21 protein-coding genes and 1 tRNA gene are annotated in these 16,399 nt (G+C 68.6%); 16 read left to right on the top strand and 6 right to left on the bottom strand.

Going from position 1 to position 16,399, the window contains the following annotated elements; all coding sequences use genetic code 11:
- The first annotated feature begins 45 nt into the window (after nt 1-45).
- From DV707_RS13525 to DV707_RS13505, 5 genes are all read left to right on the top strand, one after another.
- Nucleotides 46-1,053, top strand: coding sequence for a carbohydrate ABC transporter permease (locus DV707_RS13525; RefSeq protein WP_103992827.1), 1,008 nt, complete (start codon nt 46-48; stop codon nt 1,051-1,053).
- On the top strand, nt 1,050-2,003 hold the full coding sequence (locus DV707_RS13520; RefSeq protein ID WP_103992826.1) for a carbohydrate ABC transporter permease: 954 nt from the start codon (nt 1,050-1,052) through the stop codon (nt 2,001-2,003). The genes DV707_RS13525 and DV707_RS13520 overlap by 4 nt, the downstream gene beginning before the upstream one ends.
- Nucleotides 2,004-2,005: 2 nt before the next feature.
- The gene (locus DV707_RS13515) at nt 2,006-3,193 is read left to right on the top strand and encodes an ABC transporter ATP-binding protein (RefSeq protein ID WP_103992825.1); all 1,188 of its coding nucleotides are present in this window, start codon (nt 2,006-2,008) and stop codon (nt 3,191-3,193) included.
- Nucleotides 3,193-3,396 carry a hypothetical protein gene (locus DV707_RS13510; protein ID WP_103992824.1) on the top strand — a complete coding sequence of 68 codons (204 nt, stop codon included), beginning with the start codon at nt 3,193-3,195 and terminating at the stop codon, nt 3,394-3,396. Before DV707_RS13515 ends, DV707_RS13510 begins: the two co-directional genes overlap by 1 nt.
- Nucleotides 3,397-3,563: 167 nt before the next feature.
- A complete protein-coding gene (locus DV707_RS13505; RefSeq protein WP_103992823.1) occupies nt 3,564-3,851 on the top strand; it encodes a hypothetical protein in 288 nt (95 codons plus the stop codon).
- Between the two features lie 57 nt (nt 3,852-3,908).
- Here DV707_RS13505 and azf read toward each other — a convergent pair whose 3' ends face one another.
- Nucleotides 3,909-4,700 (bottom strand): NAD-dependent glucose-6-phosphate dehydrogenase, encoded by a 792-nt coding sequence (azf, locus tag DV707_RS13500; protein ID WP_103992822.1) that lies wholly within the window; start codon nt 4,698-4,700, stop codon nt 3,909-3,911.
- 170 nt (nt 4,701-4,870) lie between these two features.
- On the opposite strand from azf, the gene DV707_RS13495 reads away from it, so the two are divergent.
- The 5 genes from DV707_RS13495 (at nt 4,871) to DV707_RS13470 (ending at nt 8,347) form a co-directional block, all read left to right on the top strand.
- On the top strand, nt 4,871-5,215 hold the full coding sequence (locus DV707_RS13495; RefSeq protein WP_103992821.1) for a dihydroneopterin aldolase family protein: 345 nt from the start codon (nt 4,871-4,873) through the stop codon (nt 5,213-5,215).
- A gap of 84 nt (nt 5,216-5,299) precedes the next feature.
- On the top strand, nt 5,300-5,779 hold the full coding sequence (locus tag DV707_RS13490; protein ID WP_103992820.1) for a DUF5790 family protein: 480 nt from the start codon (nt 5,300-5,302) through the stop codon (nt 5,777-5,779).
- Between the two features lie 205 nt (nt 5,780-5,984).
- Nucleotides 5,985-6,965 (top strand): helix-hairpin-helix domain-containing protein, encoded by a 981-nt coding sequence (locus DV707_RS13480; RefSeq protein ID WP_103992819.1) that lies wholly within the window; start codon nt 5,985-5,987, stop codon nt 6,963-6,965.
- 33 nt (nt 6,966-6,998) lie between these two features.
- Nucleotides 6,999-7,886 (top strand): aminotransferase class IV, encoded by an 888-nt coding sequence (locus DV707_RS13475; protein WP_394337416.1) that lies wholly within the window; start codon nt 6,999-7,001, stop codon nt 7,884-7,886.
- Between the two features lie 50 nt (nt 7,887-7,936).
- Complete coding sequence (locus tag DV707_RS13470) at nt 7,937-8,347, top strand: Rieske (2Fe-2S) protein (protein WP_103992818.1); 411 nt, start codon at nt 7,937-7,939, stop codon at nt 8,345-8,347.
- 182 nt (nt 8,348-8,529) lie between these two features.
- Here DV707_RS13470 and DV707_RS13465 read toward each other — a convergent pair.
- The 3 genes from DV707_RS13465 to DV707_RS13455 form a co-directional block, all read right to left on the bottom strand.
- Nucleotides 8,530-8,604, bottom strand: a tRNA-Met gene (locus DV707_RS13465).
- A 92-nt stretch (nt 8,605-8,696) separates the two neighbouring features.
- Nucleotides 8,697-9,146 (bottom strand): GtrA family protein, encoded by a 450-nt coding sequence (locus DV707_RS13460; RefSeq protein ID WP_103992817.1) that lies wholly within the window; start codon nt 9,144-9,146, stop codon nt 8,697-8,699.
- Nucleotides 9,147-9,959, bottom strand: coding sequence for a glycosyltransferase (locus DV707_RS13455; protein ID WP_103992816.1), 813 nt, complete (start codon nt 9,957-9,959; stop codon nt 9,147-9,149).
- Nucleotides 9,960-10,091: 132 nt separating this feature from the next.
- Between DV707_RS13455 and DV707_RS13450 the strand changes: the two genes are divergently transcribed.
- The gene (locus DV707_RS13450; protein ID WP_103992815.1) at nt 10,092-12,614 is read left to right on the top strand and encodes a DUF2298 domain-containing protein; all 2,523 of its coding nucleotides are present in this window, start codon (nt 10,092-10,094) and stop codon (nt 12,612-12,614) included.
- A 65-nt stretch (nt 12,615-12,679) separates the two neighbouring features.
- On the opposite strand, the gene DV707_RS13445 is transcribed toward DV707_RS13450, so the two are convergent.
- Nucleotides 12,680-12,937 carry an HAH_0734 family protein gene (locus DV707_RS13445; protein WP_103992814.1) on the bottom strand — a complete coding sequence of 86 codons (258 nt, stop codon included), beginning with the start codon at nt 12,935-12,937 and terminating at the stop codon, nt 12,680-12,682.
- A 192-nt stretch (nt 12,938-13,129) separates the two neighbouring features.
- On the opposite strand from DV707_RS13445, the gene DV707_RS13440 reads away from it, so the two are divergent.
- From DV707_RS13440 to DV707_RS13420, 5 genes are read left to right on the top strand one after another with little or no spacing between them, the layout of a single operon-like run.
- A complete protein-coding gene (locus DV707_RS13440) occupies nt 13,130-13,411 on the top strand; it encodes a 50S ribosomal protein L44e (protein WP_103992813.1) in 282 nt (93 codons plus the stop codon).
- Between the two features lie 2 nt (nt 13,412-13,413).
- Nucleotides 13,414-13,599, top strand: coding sequence for a 30S ribosomal protein S27e (locus DV707_RS13435; protein WP_103992812.1), 186 nt, complete (start codon nt 13,414-13,416; stop codon nt 13,597-13,599).
- 24 nt (nt 13,600-13,623) lie between these two features.
- The gene (locus DV707_RS13430) at nt 13,624-14,427 is read left to right on the top strand and encodes a translation initiation factor IF-2 subunit alpha (RefSeq protein WP_103992811.1); all 804 of its coding nucleotides are present in this window, start codon (nt 13,624-13,626) and stop codon (nt 14,425-14,427) included.
- A 35-nt stretch (nt 14,428-14,462) separates the two neighbouring features.
- A complete protein-coding gene (locus DV707_RS13425) occupies nt 14,463-14,645 on the top strand; it encodes an RNA-protein complex protein Nop10 (RefSeq protein ID WP_103992810.1) in 183 nt (60 codons plus the stop codon).
- A gap of 4 nt (nt 14,646-14,649) precedes the next feature.
- Nucleotides 14,650-15,408, top strand: coding sequence for a proteasome assembly chaperone family protein (locus DV707_RS13420; protein WP_103992809.1), 759 nt, complete (start codon nt 14,650-14,652; stop codon nt 15,406-15,408).
- A gap of 26 nt (nt 15,409-15,434) precedes the next feature.
- Here the strand turns inward: DV707_RS13420 and DV707_RS13415 are convergent, their stop codons facing one another.
- The gene (locus tag DV707_RS13415; protein WP_103992808.1) at nt 15,435-16,334 is read right to left on the bottom strand and encodes a PhzF family phenazine biosynthesis protein; all 900 of its coding nucleotides are present in this window, start codon (nt 16,332-16,334) and stop codon (nt 15,435-15,437) included.
- Nucleotides 16,335-16,399 lie beyond the last annotated feature (65 nt).

Here is a 16,399-nt window from a genome sequence, read left to right as displayed (position 1 = left end):
CCACAATTTATTATTAATGATCGACCTTCGTACGATGTCGATACTATGAGTACTGAACACCGAACGGGAGAGACGCCCGAGAGCGGCGACCGCGGGGTGTACGCGTCTGCGGTGGGCTGGATGGAGAACCTCTCGGAGACGCAGTACGCGTACCTCCTCTTGACGCCCGCGTTCCTGCTTCTGGGCGTCATCGCCTTCTGGCCGCTGCTGTCGACGTTCCGGATCTCGATGTTCGCCGACAGCTTCGGCCAGGCGAGCGTCGGGAACTTCATCGGAATCGGGAACTACGTGGCGATCATCACCGGGGAACGCACGGCGCTGCTGCCGTCGCCGTTCCTCCCGGAGGCCCTGACGACGCGAGCGTTCTTCAACAGCGCGCTCGCGGTGACGGTCATCTTCACCGTCATCAGCGTGTTCTTCGAGACGCTCATCGGGTTCGTGCAGGCGCTCGTCCTCGATCAGGACTTCCGCGGCCGGCGGTGGGTCCGCGTGGCGATCATCCTGCCGTGGGCGATCCCGATCGTCGTCCAGGGGATGATCTTCTACCTGATGTTCCAGCCGAACGTCGGGTTCCTCGTCGGGACGTCCGACAACCCCGCGTTCTTGAACCAACTGGGTCTGCTGTCGACGACGCCGCTCGCGAACGCGCAGGACGCGACGATGATCGCCATCGTGGCCGACGTCTGGAAGACGACGGCGTTCATGGCGCTCCTGATCCTCGCGGGGATGCAGTCGATCGACCGCGGCCTCTACGACGTCGCGAAGGTCGCGGGCGCGTCGGCCTGGCAGCGGTTCAAGTACGTCACCTTCCCCATCATCCTGCCGACGGTGATGGTGGCGATGCTGTTCCGCACGATCCAGGCGATGCGGGTGTACGGTCTCATCGAGACCGTCGCCGGGTGCACGACCGTCCCGTCGCTGTCCTGTCTGGTGGTCACGACGTTCAACAACCGGATGCTCGGCTCCTCCGCGACGATCGCGTTCATCACGGCGGCGATCATCGCGGTGGCCGTCTCCGTGTACATCGTGGGCTACGTGCGGGGTGGACAATGAGCGACGGATCGACGCGCTCCGACGGCGGCGTCCAGTCCGAACGCCGCGAACCCGAACTCAGCCGGGGACCGTTCCAGCGGTGGGTCGGGAAGGCGATCAAGGACCCGAAGCGCGCCTACCGCGCGATGTTCTACGTGGCGACGATCTTCTTCCTCCTGACGACGCTCTTTCCCTTCTACTTCCTCTTGGTGCTCGCGGTGACGCCCGACACCGGCAGTCTGGCGGTTCTCCCGCAACTCAGCACGCTCGAGTTCGGCGTGTTCCTCGACGTGTTCGACCGGATCAACTTCCTCCGGTACATGCTCAACAGCATCGTGCTGGCGCTGTCGACGACGGCCATCGTCCTGTTCCTAGCCAGCCTGGCCGGGTACGTGTTCGGCCGACTGGAGTTCCCCGGCCGCCAGCCGCTGATGCTTCTCATCCTGGCGATCAGCTACTTCCCGCCGGCGGCGTTCTTCGTTCCGCTGTACCAACTGTTCACCGGCAACGTGGTGAGCGGACTGAGCCTCTACAACACGCCGGGGGCGATGATCCTCCCGTTCAGTTCGCTGTTTATGCCGCTGTCGATCTTCATCCTCACGACGTTCTACGGCCAGATCCCCGACGGCTTAGAGGACGCCGCCCGGGTCGAGGGCACGACCCGCCTGGGCGCGCTGTTCAGAGTGATCGTGCCGCTGTCGGCACCGGGGGTCGCGACCGCGGGCGTCCTCACGTTCATCGCGGTCTACAACGAGTTCTTCTTCAGCCAGCTGATGAACAACGGTCAGCCGGAGAACTGGGCGCCGATCGTCGGCGGGCTTCTCAGCCTCCAGCGGGCCGGACAGTTCGAGGTCACCTACGGCGTGATGGCCGCCGGGAGCATCATCGCGGTGATTCCCGTCGCCATCCTCGTCGTGGTCGCACAGGAGAAAATCGTTAGCGGACTCACCTCCGGAGCGCTCAAGGAGTAACTATGGCACGAGTACAACTCGAAGACGTAACCAAGCACTACGACGACGTAACGGCGGTCAACGATATGAACCTCGACATCCGGCACGGCGAGTTCGTCTGTCTCGTCGGACCGTCCGGATGCGGGAAATCGACCACGATGGAGATGGTCGCGGGGCTGACGAAGCCCTCCGAAGGGACCGTCAGCATCGGCGACCGGGACGTGACGAACCTCCCGCCGAAGGACCGCGGGATCTCGATGGTGTTCCAGAACATCGCGCTGTTCCCGCACATGGACGTCTACGAGAACATCTCCTTCGGGCTCCGGCTCCGCGACTACGACAAAGAGGAGATCGACCGCCGCGTCGACGAGGCCGCCGAAGTCGTCGAACTCGGAGGGATGCTCGACCGGATGCCCGACGAGATGTCCGGCGGGCAGCGACAGCGGGTGGCGATCGCGCGGGCGATCGTCCGCGACCCGGACGTGTTCCTGATGGACGAGCCGCTGGCGAACCTCGACGCGAAGCTCCGCGTCCACATGCGGACCCAGCTCCAGCGGCTCCACCGCGAACTCGACACGACGATCATCTACGTCACGCACAACCAGGCGGAGGCGATGACGATGTCGGACCGGATCGCCGTGCTCGACGCGGGCGAACTCCAGCAGATCGCACCCCCGCTCGTGTGCTACAACGAGCCGGCGAACCTGTTCGTGGCGACGTTCATCGGGTCGCCCTCGATGAACACCATCTCCGGTTCGGTCACCGACACCGGGTTCAGTTCCGATTACGGCGACGTCCACGTCGAGTTCGATCCGACCGCCGTCGGCGTGACGCCCGGGCAGGAGGTGACGCTGGGCGTCAGACCGGAGGACGTGTACGTCACCGCCGACCGCGACGAGATCGCGCATCCGACCCAGGCCGTCTCGACGCGGTCGGACGTCCTCGAACCGATGGGCGACGAGATCTTCGTCTACCTGGTGACCGAGGACGTCGACGTCGGCGGCAGCATGGAGGAGGGGTCGGATCCGGGTGAGATCCTGATGAGCGTCGATCCCGACAGCGACATCGGCGAGGGACAGGACGTCGAGGTGGTGCTGGACCGCTCGAAACTCCACCTCTTCGATTCGAACGGCGACGCCCTCACGCACGGACTCGTCGAGACTCCCGGTTCGGGCGCCGCCGGAGAAGCGGAGGTCGAAGGGGACGACTGATGGTCGAGGCGAGCCTCCTCGCGTACGTCGGGGCGGTGACGTTCCTGTTCTTCTTCTGGGCGTACGGGCTCGTCTCGTTCGCGCTGGATCTGAAGAACAAGCTCATCCCGGGCGTCCGACAGTACCTCCGTGGCCGCCGCGAGCAGAAAGCGGCGGAACGCGAGCGTCGCGAGCGCGAAGAGCGCGAGAGAGAGCTGTACTGACGGCCGGGCTCCGTTCGTCCGGTCGACTCCCGGCCGGGCTGCTGGCTCGTCGACCGGTGCTCGGCCGTCGACGTTCCGTCTTCTTCGGCCGTCGTTCGGACCGCCACGGTACGGACTCCGGCCGGACAAAAAACTGAACGAGATGCGGCGCGTACGTCCTCTCGGATATGGTGATCCAAGACGACATCAGAGACGCCCTCGACGACGGGCGAGACGAACTCGTCGGCGTGCTCGCCGAACACGGCGTTCTCCCGACCGTCGTGGAGGAATCGGGCGGGTCGGACCTCCTCGGCTCCTCGACCCCGAACTTCCGGTTCGAGACGGCCGACGGCACGAGCGTCGCCGACAGACAGACGCGCTCGCGGGCGGTCGACGCCCTCGAACTCCGATCGGAAGACGACTGTGAGGCGGCCCGCGAGGAGATCCGCGAACACGACGCCTGGGACGGCGACTGAACCTGAGACGGCGAGTGAACCTCCTCGGACTGTCCCGCGTCCGCGGGTCGTCCGTCGCTATCGGCGGTCGCCGTCGACGTGCTCGTCGCCGTTCCACTCCGCGGAGTTGTCCTGCGGGTCGTACCCTAAGATCTCGCGGGCGCGGTCGATCGAGTAGTACTTCCGGTCGTTGTCCGAAATGCCGTAGACGATCTCGTAGTCGTACTCCGCCAGCACGCAGCGCTCGAAGAGGTGCGCGCAGTCGGGGTAGGAGAGCCACATCGCCTGCCCGCGCTCGTAGTCGATCGGCGGGTGCCCCTCGGTGAGGTTGCCGATGCGGACGTTGACGACGGAGATGTCGTGGTGGTCGTGGTAGTACCGGCCCAGGACCTCGCCGGTCGCCTTGCTCACCCCGTAGAGGTTGCTCGGACGGGGCAGTTCGGTCCCGTCGAGGCGGAAGTCGTCGTCCGGCCGGTACATATCCGGCGTGCGCGTGTCGGTCTCGTACGCGCCGACGGCGTGGTTCGAGGAGGCGAAGACGAACTTCTCGACGCCGGTCTCGACGGCGGCCTCGAACATCGTCTGCGTGCCGTCGATGTTGTTCTGGAGGACGCTGTCCCACGGCGCTTCCGGACGCGGGTCGCCCGCGAGGTGGATCACGGCGCGACAGCCGTCGACGGCGTGCCGGACCGTGGCCTCGTCGGTGATGTCAGAGACGTACACGTCGTCGCGGTCGACGCCCGCGGGAAGCTTCGCGCTCGAGAGCGGTTCCCTGTCCAGCAGCCGCCACTCGAACGCCTCACCGAGGTGGCGCAGAATGGCCTGTCCGACGCGTCCGCCCGCCCCTGTCAAGAGAACCGGCTCGTCCATTCACCCACCTATCCGTGCAGGGGAGCCAAGAAACGTCCGATTCGCGCCGGTGATACGCCAGTGACACGTTCCCTCCTCGGTTCCGTGGCGGCCGCGGGTCGAAGGCCGTCGCGTCCCCGACGCCATCGCGGCGACGACACCCCTTTTTCCCCCGGCGCCGTGGATCGACTATGCCCACCGACGCGGAACAGGCCTGTTTCGAGGCCGGGATCAAGTTCGGCTCGCTCTACCACCAGTTCGCGGGGACGCCCGTTAGCCCCGAGAGCGCCGGGAGTCTCGGCCGCGCGATCGAGGAGGCCATCGAGAACCAACCGCACTGCGTCGACGTCGACGTCGACGTCCGGACCGACCGGATCGCCGAGGAACTGGCCGCACGGTCGGCCGACTACACGGAACTGACGGGCAGGTTCCTCGACGTCGAGATGCGAATCGAGTACGCGGACGTCGGCGTTCGCACCCGGATGGAGATGGAAGACGACTACCCGCTTATGAAACTCGTCGCCGTCGAGGAGTAACCCCGGAGGAAGTCGGTCGAACCGCCGGATTTCACTTTCACTTTCGGGCTCGTTTTTAACCCCTCGGCCGACGAACGGGACGGTATGAGTAGTCAGAGCACGCTCGCGGACGACGACCTGTTCGGAGAGGCCGCCGCGGAGATGCGCGAGGAGGTCGAGAGCCACCTCGCGGACGCGCGGGCCGAGTTGCCCGACCCCGACGCCGTCTGGGAGGCCGAGGCCGACAACGTCCTCGGCGTGCTGAACGCGCTCCGATCGGCGCTCGACGTCGACGACGCCCAGGAGCACCTCCGACAGGCGAAGAAGACGTTCATCGTCGGCCAGCGCGCGGACGCCTTCGACGACCCCGACTCCCTGGAGGCGGAGGTCGAGTCCGTCGAGGAGTTGCTCACCTCGATCGCGGACGCCGAGGAACTCGTCGGCGAACTCACCGGAACGATGCCACAGCTCCGGAGCCAACTGCAGGAGGCGGCGGACGCGGATTCGACCGCCGACGGGGAAACGGCCGACGCCGAGACGGCCGACGCGGAGACGGACGCCGACGCGGAGGAGGCCGACGCGTAGACGGGGGTTGACGCATTCGCGGACCGACGGCGTAGGCGGAATCAATCAGTGGGCCGACGCGACGCTGGCGGCGACGCGAACGAAAACGGGGACACCGGCGCCGGCGCTGCGCCGACGGGTCGATGAGTGCCTCGGAGCCCATCCCGCTGATCCGCGGTCGTTACGGACCGATTTTTAAATACTCGACGGACATACCCACGATACGATGAGTATCTTCGATACGATCCTGTCGTCGCTGCGATCGCTCTTCGGCGGCGAATCCGATCACTCCGAATCGTCGTCGGACGGGGCGTCCACGTCGGAGTCGTCCCGCACCGAGGGGACGGTCTCCGTCGAGCGCGAGACCGACGCCGGTCGCGATGCGGCCGACGCCACGACCGAATCGGTGATCAAGGGGGCCGACGCGGACGTGGCCGCCTCCGACGAGGAGACGGCTGGAGACGAGGCGACGGACGAAGGCGAGGGGGACGCTCCCCCGGAGGGAGTCGCCGCCGAGACGGACGCGTCGGCGTCGACGGAGACCCTCGTCGACGAAGCCGAGGGGAGAGAGCCGGCCGAGGCGGTCGAAACGGCCGGCGAGGGCGACGAGGAGGTCGTCCCCGACTCCGAAGAGGACGACGTCGAAACCACCGGGGAGGCCGCTGCGGCCGGGACCGACGCGTCGGCGTCGACGGAGACGCTCGTCGACGAGGCGACGGGACAGGAACCGGGCGAAGCCGTCGCCCCGACCGAGGCTCCCGAAGGCGACGGGGACGGGGACGGAGGCGAGGAACCGGACGTCGCCGACGACTCCGTGGATGAGCCGGACGAGTCGGAGGGTTCCGACGAGGCGGACGACTCCGAGGATGAGAACGAACCCGAGGAGGAGACTGACGACTCCGAGGATGAGAACGAACCCGAGGGGGAGACTGACGACTCCGAGGATGAAGACGAAACTGAGGGGGAGACCGCTGAATCCGAGGATGAGGACGACACCGAGGAGGGAACCGACGAATCTGGGGGATCGAGCGACCCCGTCGAGACGCTCAAGGGGATCGGTCCCGCGTACGCCGAACGTCTCGGCTCGGTCGACATCGAGAGCGTCGCAGACCTCGCTGCGGCCGACCCCGAGGAGGTCGCCGAGGAGATCGACGTCTCCGAAAAACGCGTCTCCGACTGGGTCGACCGTGCACGGGACGAGTCGTAACCGGACGGTTCCGATCCGGGGGGCTCGGTGCCGGTGAGCGACCTCACCTACCACGTCGACGGCGACCTCGTCTCCGCCGATTCGGCGACCGTGAGCGTCCGCGATCGGGGGTTTATGTACGGCGACGCCGTGTTCGAGACGCTGCGAGCCTACGGCGGCGACGTGTTCCGCTGGGACGCCCACGCCGACCGCCTCGCCGGCTCGGCGGCGGCGATCTCGCTCGATCACGGCCTTTCGGCCGACGGGCTGAAACGGCGCGTCGACGAGACGCTCGAAGCGAACGACCTCGACGACGCGTACGTGAAACTCTCCGTGACCCGCGGCGTCCAGCCGGGGAAACTGACGCCGAGTCCGGACGTCGACCCGACGGTCGTCGTGCAGGTGAAACCGCTCCCGCGCGGCGGCGTCGGCAGCGACCCGATCTGGGACGGGCCCGCCGCGCTCCAGACGGTGAAGACGCGGCGGATTCCCGACGCGGCGCTCCCCTCGCGGGCGAAGACGCACAACTACCTGAACGGCATCCTCGCGCGGCTGGAACTCCGCGTCTCCGACGCCGACGAGGCGGTGATGCTCGACGGCGAGGGTCACCTCGCCGAGGGCGCGACGAGCAACCTCTTCTTCGTCGACGACGAGGCGCTCCGCACGCCGAGTCTCGACGGCCCCGTCCTCCCGGGGATCACCCGCGCGGAGGTGCTCGACATCGCCGCCGAAGAGGGGATTCCGGTCCGGGAGGGCGCCTTCACCACCGACGACCTCCGCGAGGCGACGGAGGCGTTCGTGACGAACTCTACCTGGGAGATCAGACCGGTCGGGACTGTCGACGGCATCGACGTCGGGGGCGGCCCGGTGACGACCCTCTTCCGGCGGCTCTACGACGAACGCGTCGAGGCGGCACACTACGGCGGGGACGGATCGAACTGACCGCCACGCGAAACCGTCACGCTTGAATTACTCTACCGCAAACCCGCGCTATGGACGAGGACCGCCGCATCGTCGCGGCCGAGGAGGTCACCGCCGGGGAGACGGTCGTCTTCACCGCGAAGGACGGCTTCGAGAAGACCGAGGGGCTCCTCACCCGCCTCGACGACGGCACCGTCGTCGCGTTCACGAACTACTGCCCGCACTGGCGGGATGTCCGCCTCGACAAGGGGTCGAGCGCGCTCGTCAGGAACGGCGAGATCGTCTGTCAGAAACACGGCGCGACGTTCGAGAAGTCCAGCGGCCACTGCGACTTCGGCCCCTGCGAGGGGGCCGTCCTCGACACCTTCGAGGTGACCGTCGACGACGGTGCCGTCTATCTCACTGGCGACGAGTGGGACGCAGCCGAACCGGGGCTCTCCGAGGAGCGGGACCTCTCTTCTGGCGGGCGAATCGACTTTTGAGCGGGTCAGCCGTGCCGGCGGAGAGACCGCTCTCGATGTCGAGGGTCAGGAGAAATAGCGGGAGATAGATTTGAACCACGGTCGCTTCGCTCCTCGGTTCAAATTCACTCGTCGCTGTGATTCTGAACTCGATGGGGTGCTGAGGGGAGACCCAGCGTTTGGAGGTCGAAGTTCAGGAGAAGTAGCGGGAGGTAGATTTGAACTACCGGTCTCCGGGTTATGAGCCCGGCGGAATCTCCTGGCTATCCCATCCCGCTACTGAAACGAAGCCGTGGGTTACGGTTAAGGGTTGTGTTTCGCCCGCAGTGTGGCAATTTCACCCGAAGTAGCACGGGGCTCGCTCCCGCCCCTACGACCGCGTCACGCGCCAGGTGATGAGGCTCTCGGCGACGTAGTTCAGGAACATCGACGCGCCGATCGCGATCGGGATCGGGATCAACTGCCAGAGGTCGAAGCCGAACACCGGAACCGAAACATCGAGTTGCCTGAGCGCGCGGACGATCAGGAACTGGACGGCGAGGCCGCCGCTGCGCACGAGGTTCGAGCGCAGGAAGCGCTTCAGCGTCGGGAGCGCCCCGGGCGCGCCGAGTTCGGAGAACGTCCAGCGCTCGTTGATCGCGAACATCACGACGATGGCGACCTCCGCGCCGACGAGCTTCGCGTACTCGCCGAGCACGCCGAAGCCGACGATGAGCGCCGTGGTCGTGGTGACGTCGAAGACGGCGCCGATCGCGCCGACGGAGACGAACTTCCCGAAGCGGACGCCCGAGACGAGCGCGTCGACCGTCTCGCGGACCATTCAGTCCGCCTCGGCGGGCTCTGCCGCCTCCGCCGCGGCGAGGCGGTCGACGAGCGACGGTTCGTTCGCTCTCCGGGCGTCGAGCAGTTCGTGGACGCGGTCCTCGCGCAGCAACCGGGCGCGGTGCCGCGACGTCACCAGCGCGCGGGCGAGGCGCAGCGTCGTCCCGACGGTCGAGACGGTCGACTCGGGGCGGTCCTCCCAGCGGACGGGGACCTCCCCGATCCGACAGTCCAGCGCGCCGGCGACCGAGAGCAGTTCGATGTCCCAGGCGAACCCCGGCTCGTAGAGGTGTGCGCGGACCGATCGCCACGTCTCGGCGGTGAGCGCCTTCGCGCCGCACTGGTAATCGTAGAGCTGGACGTCCAGAAACCGCCGCGCGAGCCAGGCGAACCCGTCGCCGAGGCGGCGCCGCGCGAAGGTCTGATGCGAGGCGACGTCGGCGTCGGGGTGACGGCGCGATCCGGTCGCGAGGTCGAACTCGCCCGAGGCGACGGCGTCGACGACGGCCGCGAAGGAGTCGGCCGGGGTGCTGCCGTCGGCGTCGGCAAAGGCCAGCACGTCGACGGCGTCGGAGAGCGCCTCGAACCCGGCGGTGATCGCCGCGCCCTTCCCGCGCCGGGCGTCGGCGGTCGAGAACTCGACGCAGTCGGGAAGGGCTCCCAGCCGCTCGCGCAGGTCCGACCTGGGGGCGTCGACCTCGACGCGGAGGACGGCGGGGTCGAGGTGCTCGTCGAGGGCGTGGAGGTAGCCGCCGAGACGTTCGGGGTCGGGCCGGTAGGCGGGGACGACGATCCCGACGGAGCGGTTCATCAGGGGAGGATATCCGCTTCTGGGTAAAAAACGAACCGCTACGGGTCCGAGGGGGTGTGCTCTGTGGCACGCTCGCCGGCCGCCGCATCACAAAGCGTATGTCCCGCCGTCTCGGTCCCTGCGATACGGAGAATGGAGTACGCCCTCGTCGCCCGCTGGCTGGTCCTCTATCTCGCGCTCTTCGCGCTCGGTCTCCCGCTCGTCGCCCGGCTTCTCCCGCGGAGCACGGGACGGGGAGCGGGACTCGCCGTGCCCGCGTCGCTCGTCGTCCTCAGCGTCCCCGCCTACTGGGTCGGCCAGGTGACCTGGGGACCGATCGCGCTCGCCGCGGGCGTCGCGACGCTCCTGCTCGCCAGCGCCCTCGCCGGCCTCGACCTCGCCGCGCTTCGCCGCGGGCAAGTCCGCCTCGCGGTCGACGTCGACCGCGACGCCGCCACCGACGCCGCGGCGGTCTTCCTCCTCGGGTTCGCGTTCGTCGTCGCCGTGCGCGCGTTCGACCCGGCCGTCTACCCCGTCGGCGGCGAGAAGTTCCTCGACTTCGGGCTCCTGAAGACGCTCGAACGGTCGACGGTCCTCCCGCCGGAGGACTTCTGGTTCGCGAACGAGCCGGTGAAGTACTACTACGGCGGCCACCTGACCGCGACGCTGCTGGCGTGGCTGACGGCCACGCCCCCCGCGTTCGCCTACAACCTCGCACTCGCCGGGTTCTACGCCGCTCTGGTCACTGCGGCCTTCGAGCTGGCGGGTGCAGTGAGCGCCGACCGCGCTCGGTCGGTCGCCACCGCCGGCGGTCGCCTCTCGGACCCGAAGTCCCGCCGGCGTATCGCCGGCGCGCTCGCCGTCTTCTTCGTCGGTCTCGCGAGCAACCTCGTCACTGCGGGCCGGTTCGCGCTCCTGTCGCTCCCCGGGTCGCTCGGGCGCAGGGCCGCCGAACTCGTCGCCGGGCGGACCGATTACACCGTCGAGCGGATCCTCGCGGGCGCGGACTCGTTCAGCTACTGGAGCGCCTCGCGGGTCATCCCAGGGACGATCAACGAGTTCCCGCTGTTCGCGTGGCTCAACGGCGACCTCCACGCGCACATGATGGGCACGCCGGCGCTGCTGCTGGCCGCGGCGGTCGGGTACGCGTACTACCGGACTCCCGAATCGGAACTGCGACGGCGACGCGTCCTCCTGTTCGTCGTCTTCCCGATTCTGGGGGCCTGGCAGGCCGTCCAGAGCACGTGGAGCTTCCCGAGCGTGCTCGCGCTCGGGTGGCTGGCGGCGCTGTTCGCGCCCGCCGACCCCTGGACGCTGCTGCCCGGGCAGAGTCGGCTTCGGCGATTCGGGCGACTCCGGCGACTCGGGGGATTCCGAGCGCCGACGAACGGTTCCGGCGACGGCGGTGTCCCGGCCGGTTCGTCGCCGACGTCGGCCGCGACGCGCGAGCTCGGGCGGATCGCGGCGGCCCTGCTCGCCGCCGCTCTCGCCGCCGTCCTCGCGGCCGGTCTCGCGTCGCCGTTCCTCCTCGGCGCGGCGACGGGCGGCGGCGAGCGGTCGATCGAACTCCTCGGCCCGGGGATGCGCAGCGGTCTCGGCGCGCTGCTTCTCGTCCACGGCGCGTTCGTCGTCGGCCTCGGCGCGTGGCTCTGCGCCGAGACCCGGATCGAGCGGCCGTGGTTCCTCCTCGGCGCGCTCGCCGCGGCCGTCGTCGTCGGAACGCAGATCGGCTTCGCCGCGCTCGCGGTGTCGGTGCCGCTTCTCGTCCTCGCGTGGGTGGGCCTCCGCGCCTCGGAGTCGGTCGGCTACGGCGCCGTCCTCGTCGTCGCCGGGGCCGGACTGGCCACCATCGTCGAACTGGTGTACGTGAACGAGCAGGCCGGTCCCGGTCGTATGAACACCGTGTTCAAGACCTACTCGCAGGTGTGGGTGTTCTGGGGGACGGCGATGGGCGTCGCGCTCTCGTCGCTCCTCTCGCGGTCGACGACGGCTTCCCAGTCCGAGGCGGCGTCGGCCTCCCCCTCGGAAGCGCCCCCCGACGCCGGCGGATCGAACGGGGCCGGCGCTCGAATCGCCCGACTGATTCGCGGCGTCCCGTGGCACCGCGTCGCGGCCGTCGCGCTCGTGATCGCGCTGGTGGCGTCGACGAGCGTCTACGGCGTCCTCGCGCTCGGGGCCCACTTCGACCGCGCGTCGGCGGGCGAGCCGACGCTCGACGCGACGCGGTTCGTCGAGACCGACCACCCGGAGTACGCGGCGGCGATCGACTGGGTCGACGCGCGGGACGGGCAGCCGACGATGCTCGAAGCGCCCGGAACCGCGCGTTATGCGGGCGGGACGGACGGACGGCCGAGCGTGATGTACAGCTGGCACGCCAACCCCGCGTCGAGTCTCACCGGCGTCCCGACGGTCGCCGGGTGGCGACACGAGGTCGGCTACCGAGGCCGGGCGGCGTACCGGGAGCGCGTCCGCGACGTCGACGCGATGTACACCGGCAACGAATCCGAGCGCGTACGGCTGCTCCGGCAGTACGAGGTCGAGTACATCTGGGTCGGGCCGGGCGAGCGCGCCCGCTACGGCTCGGTCTCGTTCGGGAGCGACGCGATCGACGTCGCGCACCGATCGGGCGACGTGACGGTCTACGCGGTCGACCTCGCGGCGCTCGACGACGGCTGACCCGGGGAGGACCGCCCGGTGATCGACCGCTCGTCGCGTGAGAAGGGCCGGGACGTCGGCGAGAGTTACGCGCCGCGCTCTTCGACGACCGTCACGGCCTCGGCGTCGACGGCGACGACGTCCAGGAAGTGCGGGACGAACTGCCGCTTCTCGAACGTTTCGCGCTCGTCCTCGGTGCCGACGGTGCACCACAGCTGCGGGCGGTCCGCGCCGTGGTAGTCGCTCTGGCGGTCGATCGAGAAGCAGACGACCTCCTCGCCGTCGACTTCGATGGTCGCGCCGCGACCGATGTCGGGGTCTCCGCGGATGATGACCTTCTTCATGCGTCGTCGTTGGCTCAGTCGGGGCTTAATCGCTTCGGAGACGGGTCGTCGGAGACGGCCGGGGTCGGCGTCCCCGCGTCTCTCCTCGCACGGACCGCTGCCGCTTCCGCTCGCTGTGCGCTCCTACCGGCGTCGGTCCGAACCAAACGGGTTTTAACTGACGATGTCGAATTGGGCCCAAGGTCGATATCTATGGAAATGCCACGCCGATTCAACACGTACTGCCCGAACTGCGACGGGCACCACGAGCACGAGGTCGAGAAGGTCCGAACGGGACGCTCCACGGGAATGAAGTGGAACGCGCGACAGACCCGCCGCGGCAAGGCGGTCATCGGGAACGCCGGCAAGTTCTCGAAGGTGCCCGGTGGCGACAAGCCCACGAAGAAGACGCACCTGAAGTACATCTGCTCGGACTGCGGCAAGGCTCACATGCGAGAGGGATGGCGCGCCGGGCGTCTCACGTTCCAGGAGTAACGATGGCAGGAAACTTCTACCGCGTTCAGTGTCCGGACTGCGACAACGAACAGGTCGTCTTCGGCAAGGCCTCGACGACCGTCAACTGCGCCGTTTGCGGAACGACGCTCGCGACGCCGACCGGCGGCGACGCCGAGATCCACGGCGAGGTCGTCGAAACGGTCGAACGACGCTCGGTCGAGGCGTAAGTCTCCCTTCGGAGGTTCCAATATATGAAGTACAGCGGTTGGCCCGAGACGGGTGAGCTCGTCGTCGGCGAGGTCGACGAAATCACGGACTTCGGGGTCTTCGTCGACCTCGACGAGTACGAGAACAAGCGCGGCCTCTGTCACATCAGCGAGGTCGCGAGCGGCTGGATCAAGAACGTCCGCGACCACGTCAACGTCGGACAGACCGTCGTGGCGAAGGTGCTCGACGTCGACGAGGGCTCCCAGCAGATCGACCTCTCGATCAAGGACGTCAACGAGCACCAGCGCAAGGACAAGATCCAGGAGTGGAAGAACGAGCAGAAGGCCGACAACTGGATGGAGGTCGCCTTCGGCGAGGACCTCACGGACGAGCGCTACCGTGAGGTCGCGAACGCGCTGCTCGCGGAGTTCGAGTCGCTCTACGACGGCTTCGAGGCGGCCGCCATCCACGGCACGGACGCGCTCGAAGACGTCGACCTCGACGACGACGCGATCGAGGCGGTCGTCCAGACGGCCCGAGAGAACGTCTCCGTCCCGTACGTGAACGTCACGGGCTACGTCGACCTCCGGTGTCCGACCGGCGACGGCGTCGACCGGATCAAGGAGGCCCTCCAGGCCGCCGAGGGCGACGGCGACTCCGTGCCCGAGGAGATCGAACTCGAGGTCACCTACGTCGGTGCGCCCGAGTACCGGATCCAGGTCCGCGCGCCCGACTACAAGACCGCCGAGGACGCGCTGGAGGCGGCCGCCGGCCGCGCCAGCGACTCCATCGCGACCGACGGCGGCACCGGCGAGTACCACCGCGAACGACACGAAGACGACGAGTAACGGCGGGCGCTGCTCCGGAACCCACTCAATCGACCGTGAAATCCGACATCCGAGTCTGTGCGGCCTGGCGCGACGCCCACGAGCGGCCGGTGTACTCGCTGTCGTCGACCTGCCCGGAGTGCGGCGGCGAGACCGAGAACTCCGCGCCCGCCCCGTTCGACCCCAAGGACGCCTACGGCGAGTACCGACGCGCTCTTAAACGCCGGGTCCGCGAGTGAGGGTATGGACGACATCGAGATCGAGACGGTCGCAGAGCCGACGCTCCGCGAACCGGCGCTGGTCGAGGGACTCCCCGGCGTCGGTCACGTCGGCAAGTTGGCCGCCGAACACCTCCTCGAGGAGTTCGACTCCGAACTCGTCGCCCGCGTGTACGCCGACGAGTTCCCGCCGCAGGTCGGCATCGACGACGACGGCGTCGCCTCGCTGGCGTGCGCGGAGTTCCACGCCGTCGACGCCGGCGAGCGCGACCTCCTCGTGTTGACCGGCGACCACCAGGCGCAGTCGCACTCGGGGCACTACCACATCACCGACACCTTCCTCGACGTCGCCGAGTCGTACGACGTCGGCGAGGTGTACGCCCTCGGCGGCGTCCCGACGGGCGAACTCGTCGAGGAACCCGACGTCCTCGGCGCGGTCGCCGACGCCGAGGAGATCGAGACGCTCGAAGACGCCGGCGTGGAGTTCCGCGAGGGCGAACCCGCCGGCGGCATCGTCGGCGTCAGCGGCCTCCTCTTGGGACTGGGCGGCCGCCGCGGCCTCCCCGCGGCGTGTCTGATGGGCGAGACGAGCGGGTACCTCGTCGATCCCTCCAGCGCGCAGGCCGTCCTCGAGGTCCTAGAGGAAGTCGTCGGCTTCGAGGTCGGCTACGACTCCCTCGAGGAGCGCGCCGAGGAGATGAAGGAGGTCGCAGAGAAGATCCAGGAGATGCAGAGCCAACAGCAGGGGATGCCGACCGACGACGACCTGCGCTACATCGGCTGAGACCGGTCTATCGGTCTCTCACGCCGTCACGCCTCGACGATCCCGTCTTCCTCCTCCGCGGGGACAGCGAGCCGTCCGTCGAGCGACGTCACCGCGCTGCCGCCGACGCGAACGTCGCCGGCGACGCGGACGCGGACCGCTCCCGGTCGATCCAGGAAGTGCCCCTGCTCGAAGCGCATCTCGTCGGGGAACTCGTCGAACGCACCGATCTCGCGGAGGTACGCGCCGCAGGCCCCGCTCGCGGTCCCGGTCGCCGGGTCCTCCGCGATCCCGAGCGACGGCGCGAACGCCCGGGCGTGCAGCGTCGAGTCGGCGTCGAGCGCGTCGAACGTGAACGCGTAGACGCCCGCGGCGTCGTGCTCGTCGGCGATCGCCTCGACCGCGCCGAGGTCCGGGTCGGCCGCGCCGAGGTTCTGCAGGAAGTTCACGGGGACGATCAGGAAGGGGAGCCCCGTCGAGGCGACCGCCGTGGGCGCGTCGGCCCCGACGTCCCGGAGGGCGGCGGGGTCGATTCCCAGCGCGCTCCCCAGGCGGTCGTAGTCGACGTCGACGCGCTCTACCCGCGGGTGGTTCTGCGTCATCCAGACGGTTCCGTCGGCCTCGATCTCGATCGCGAGGTCGCCGACGTTCGTCTCGACGGTGTGCTCTCCGGGGTCGACCACGCCGTCCTCGTGGAGGTGCGCGTGCGCGGCGACGGTCGCGTGGCCGCAGAGGTCGACCTCCTGGGTCGGCGAGAAGAACCTGAGTCGTCGGTCCGCGGAGTCGGAGGGGCGCACGAACGCCGTCTCGCTGGCGCCGAGTTCGCGTGCGATCGCCCGCATCTGTTCGTCGGCGAGGCCGCTCGCATCGGGGACGACGCCCGCGACGTTGCCGGCGAGGGGTTCGGCCGCGAAGGCGTCGACGAGCAGCGCGCGTCGGGTGTCCATACGCAGGCGGACGGGACCGCCCCTGAAAAGTCTCCCCTCGACGATCGCGCCGACTGGCGACCGCC

Origin of the sequence: Halobellus limi, from assembly GCF_004799685.1 — an archaeon.
GTDB lineage: Archaea > Halobacteriota > Halobacteria > Halobacteriales > Haloferacaceae > Haloquadratum > Haloquadratum limi.
This window is presented reverse-complemented; position numbering and strand designations above follow the sequence as displayed.

Bases quoted from the DNA above. Each gene is read 5' to 3' on its own strand.
- DV707_RS13480 (WP_103992819.1), top strand. From the start codon at position 5,985: ATGAGTATCTTCGATACGATCCTGTCGTCGCTGCGATCGCTCTTCGGC.
- DV707_RS13415 (WP_103992808.1), bottom strand. From the start codon at position 16,334: ATGGACACCCGACGCGCGCTGCTCGTCGACGCCTTCGCGGCCGAACCC.
- DV707_RS13450 (WP_103992815.1), top strand. From the start codon at position 10,092: ATGGAGTACGCCCTCGTCGCCCGCTGGCTGGTCCTCTATCTCGCGCTC.
- DV707_RS13490 (WP_103992820.1), top strand. From the start codon at position 5,300: ATGAGTAGTCAGAGCACGCTCGCGGACGACGACCTGTTCGGAGAGGCC.
- DV707_RS13445 (WP_103992814.1), bottom strand. From the start codon at position 12,937: ATGAAGAAGGTCATCATCCGCGGAGACCCCGACATCGGTCGCGGCGCG.
- azf (WP_103992822.1), bottom strand. From the start codon at position 4,700: ATGGACGAGCCGGTTCTCTTGACAGGGGCGGGCGGACGCGTCGGACAG.
- DV707_RS13435 (WP_103992812.1), top strand. From the start codon at position 13,414: ATGGCAGGAAACTTCTACCGCGTTCAGTGTCCGGACTGCGACAACGAA.
- DV707_RS13460 (WP_103992817.1), bottom strand. From the start codon at position 9,146: ATGGTCCGCGAGACGGTCGACGCGCTCGTCTCGGGCGTCCGCTTCGGG.
- DV707_RS13470 (WP_103992818.1), top strand. From the start codon at position 7,937: ATGGACGAGGACCGCCGCATCGTCGCGGCCGAGGAGGTCACCGCCGGG.
- DV707_RS13505 (WP_103992823.1), top strand. From the start codon at position 3,564: ATGGTGATCCAAGACGACATCAGAGACGCCCTCGACGACGGGCGAGAC.
- DV707_RS13430 (WP_103992811.1), top strand. From the start codon at position 13,624: ATGAAGTACAGCGGTTGGCCCGAGACGGGTGAGCTCGTCGTCGGCGAG.
- DV707_RS13455 (WP_103992816.1), bottom strand. From the start codon at position 9,959: ATGAACCGCTCCGTCGGGATCGTCGTCCCCGCCTACCGGCCCGACCCC.
- DV707_RS13510 (WP_103992824.1), top strand. From the start codon at position 3,193: ATGGTCGAGGCGAGCCTCCTCGCGTACGTCGGGGCGGTGACGTTCCTG.
- DV707_RS13520 (WP_103992826.1), top strand. From the start codon at position 1,050: ATGAGCGACGGATCGACGCGCTCCGACGGCGGCGTCCAGTCCGAACGC.
- DV707_RS13420 (WP_103992809.1), top strand. From the start codon at position 14,650: ATGGACGACATCGAGATCGAGACGGTCGCAGAGCCGACGCTCCGCGAA.
- DV707_RS13515 (WP_103992825.1), top strand. From the start codon at position 2,006: ATGGCACGAGTACAACTCGAAGACGTAACCAAGCACTACGACGACGTA.
- DV707_RS13440 (WP_103992813.1), top strand. From the start codon at position 13,130: ATGGAAATGCCACGCCGATTCAACACGTACTGCCCGAACTGCGACGGG.
- DV707_RS13525 (WP_103992827.1), top strand. From the start codon at position 46: ATGAGTACTGAACACCGAACGGGAGAGACGCCCGAGAGCGGCGACCGC.
- DV707_RS13495 (WP_103992821.1), top strand. From the start codon at position 4,871: ATGCCCACCGACGCGGAACAGGCCTGTTTCGAGGCCGGGATCAAGTTC.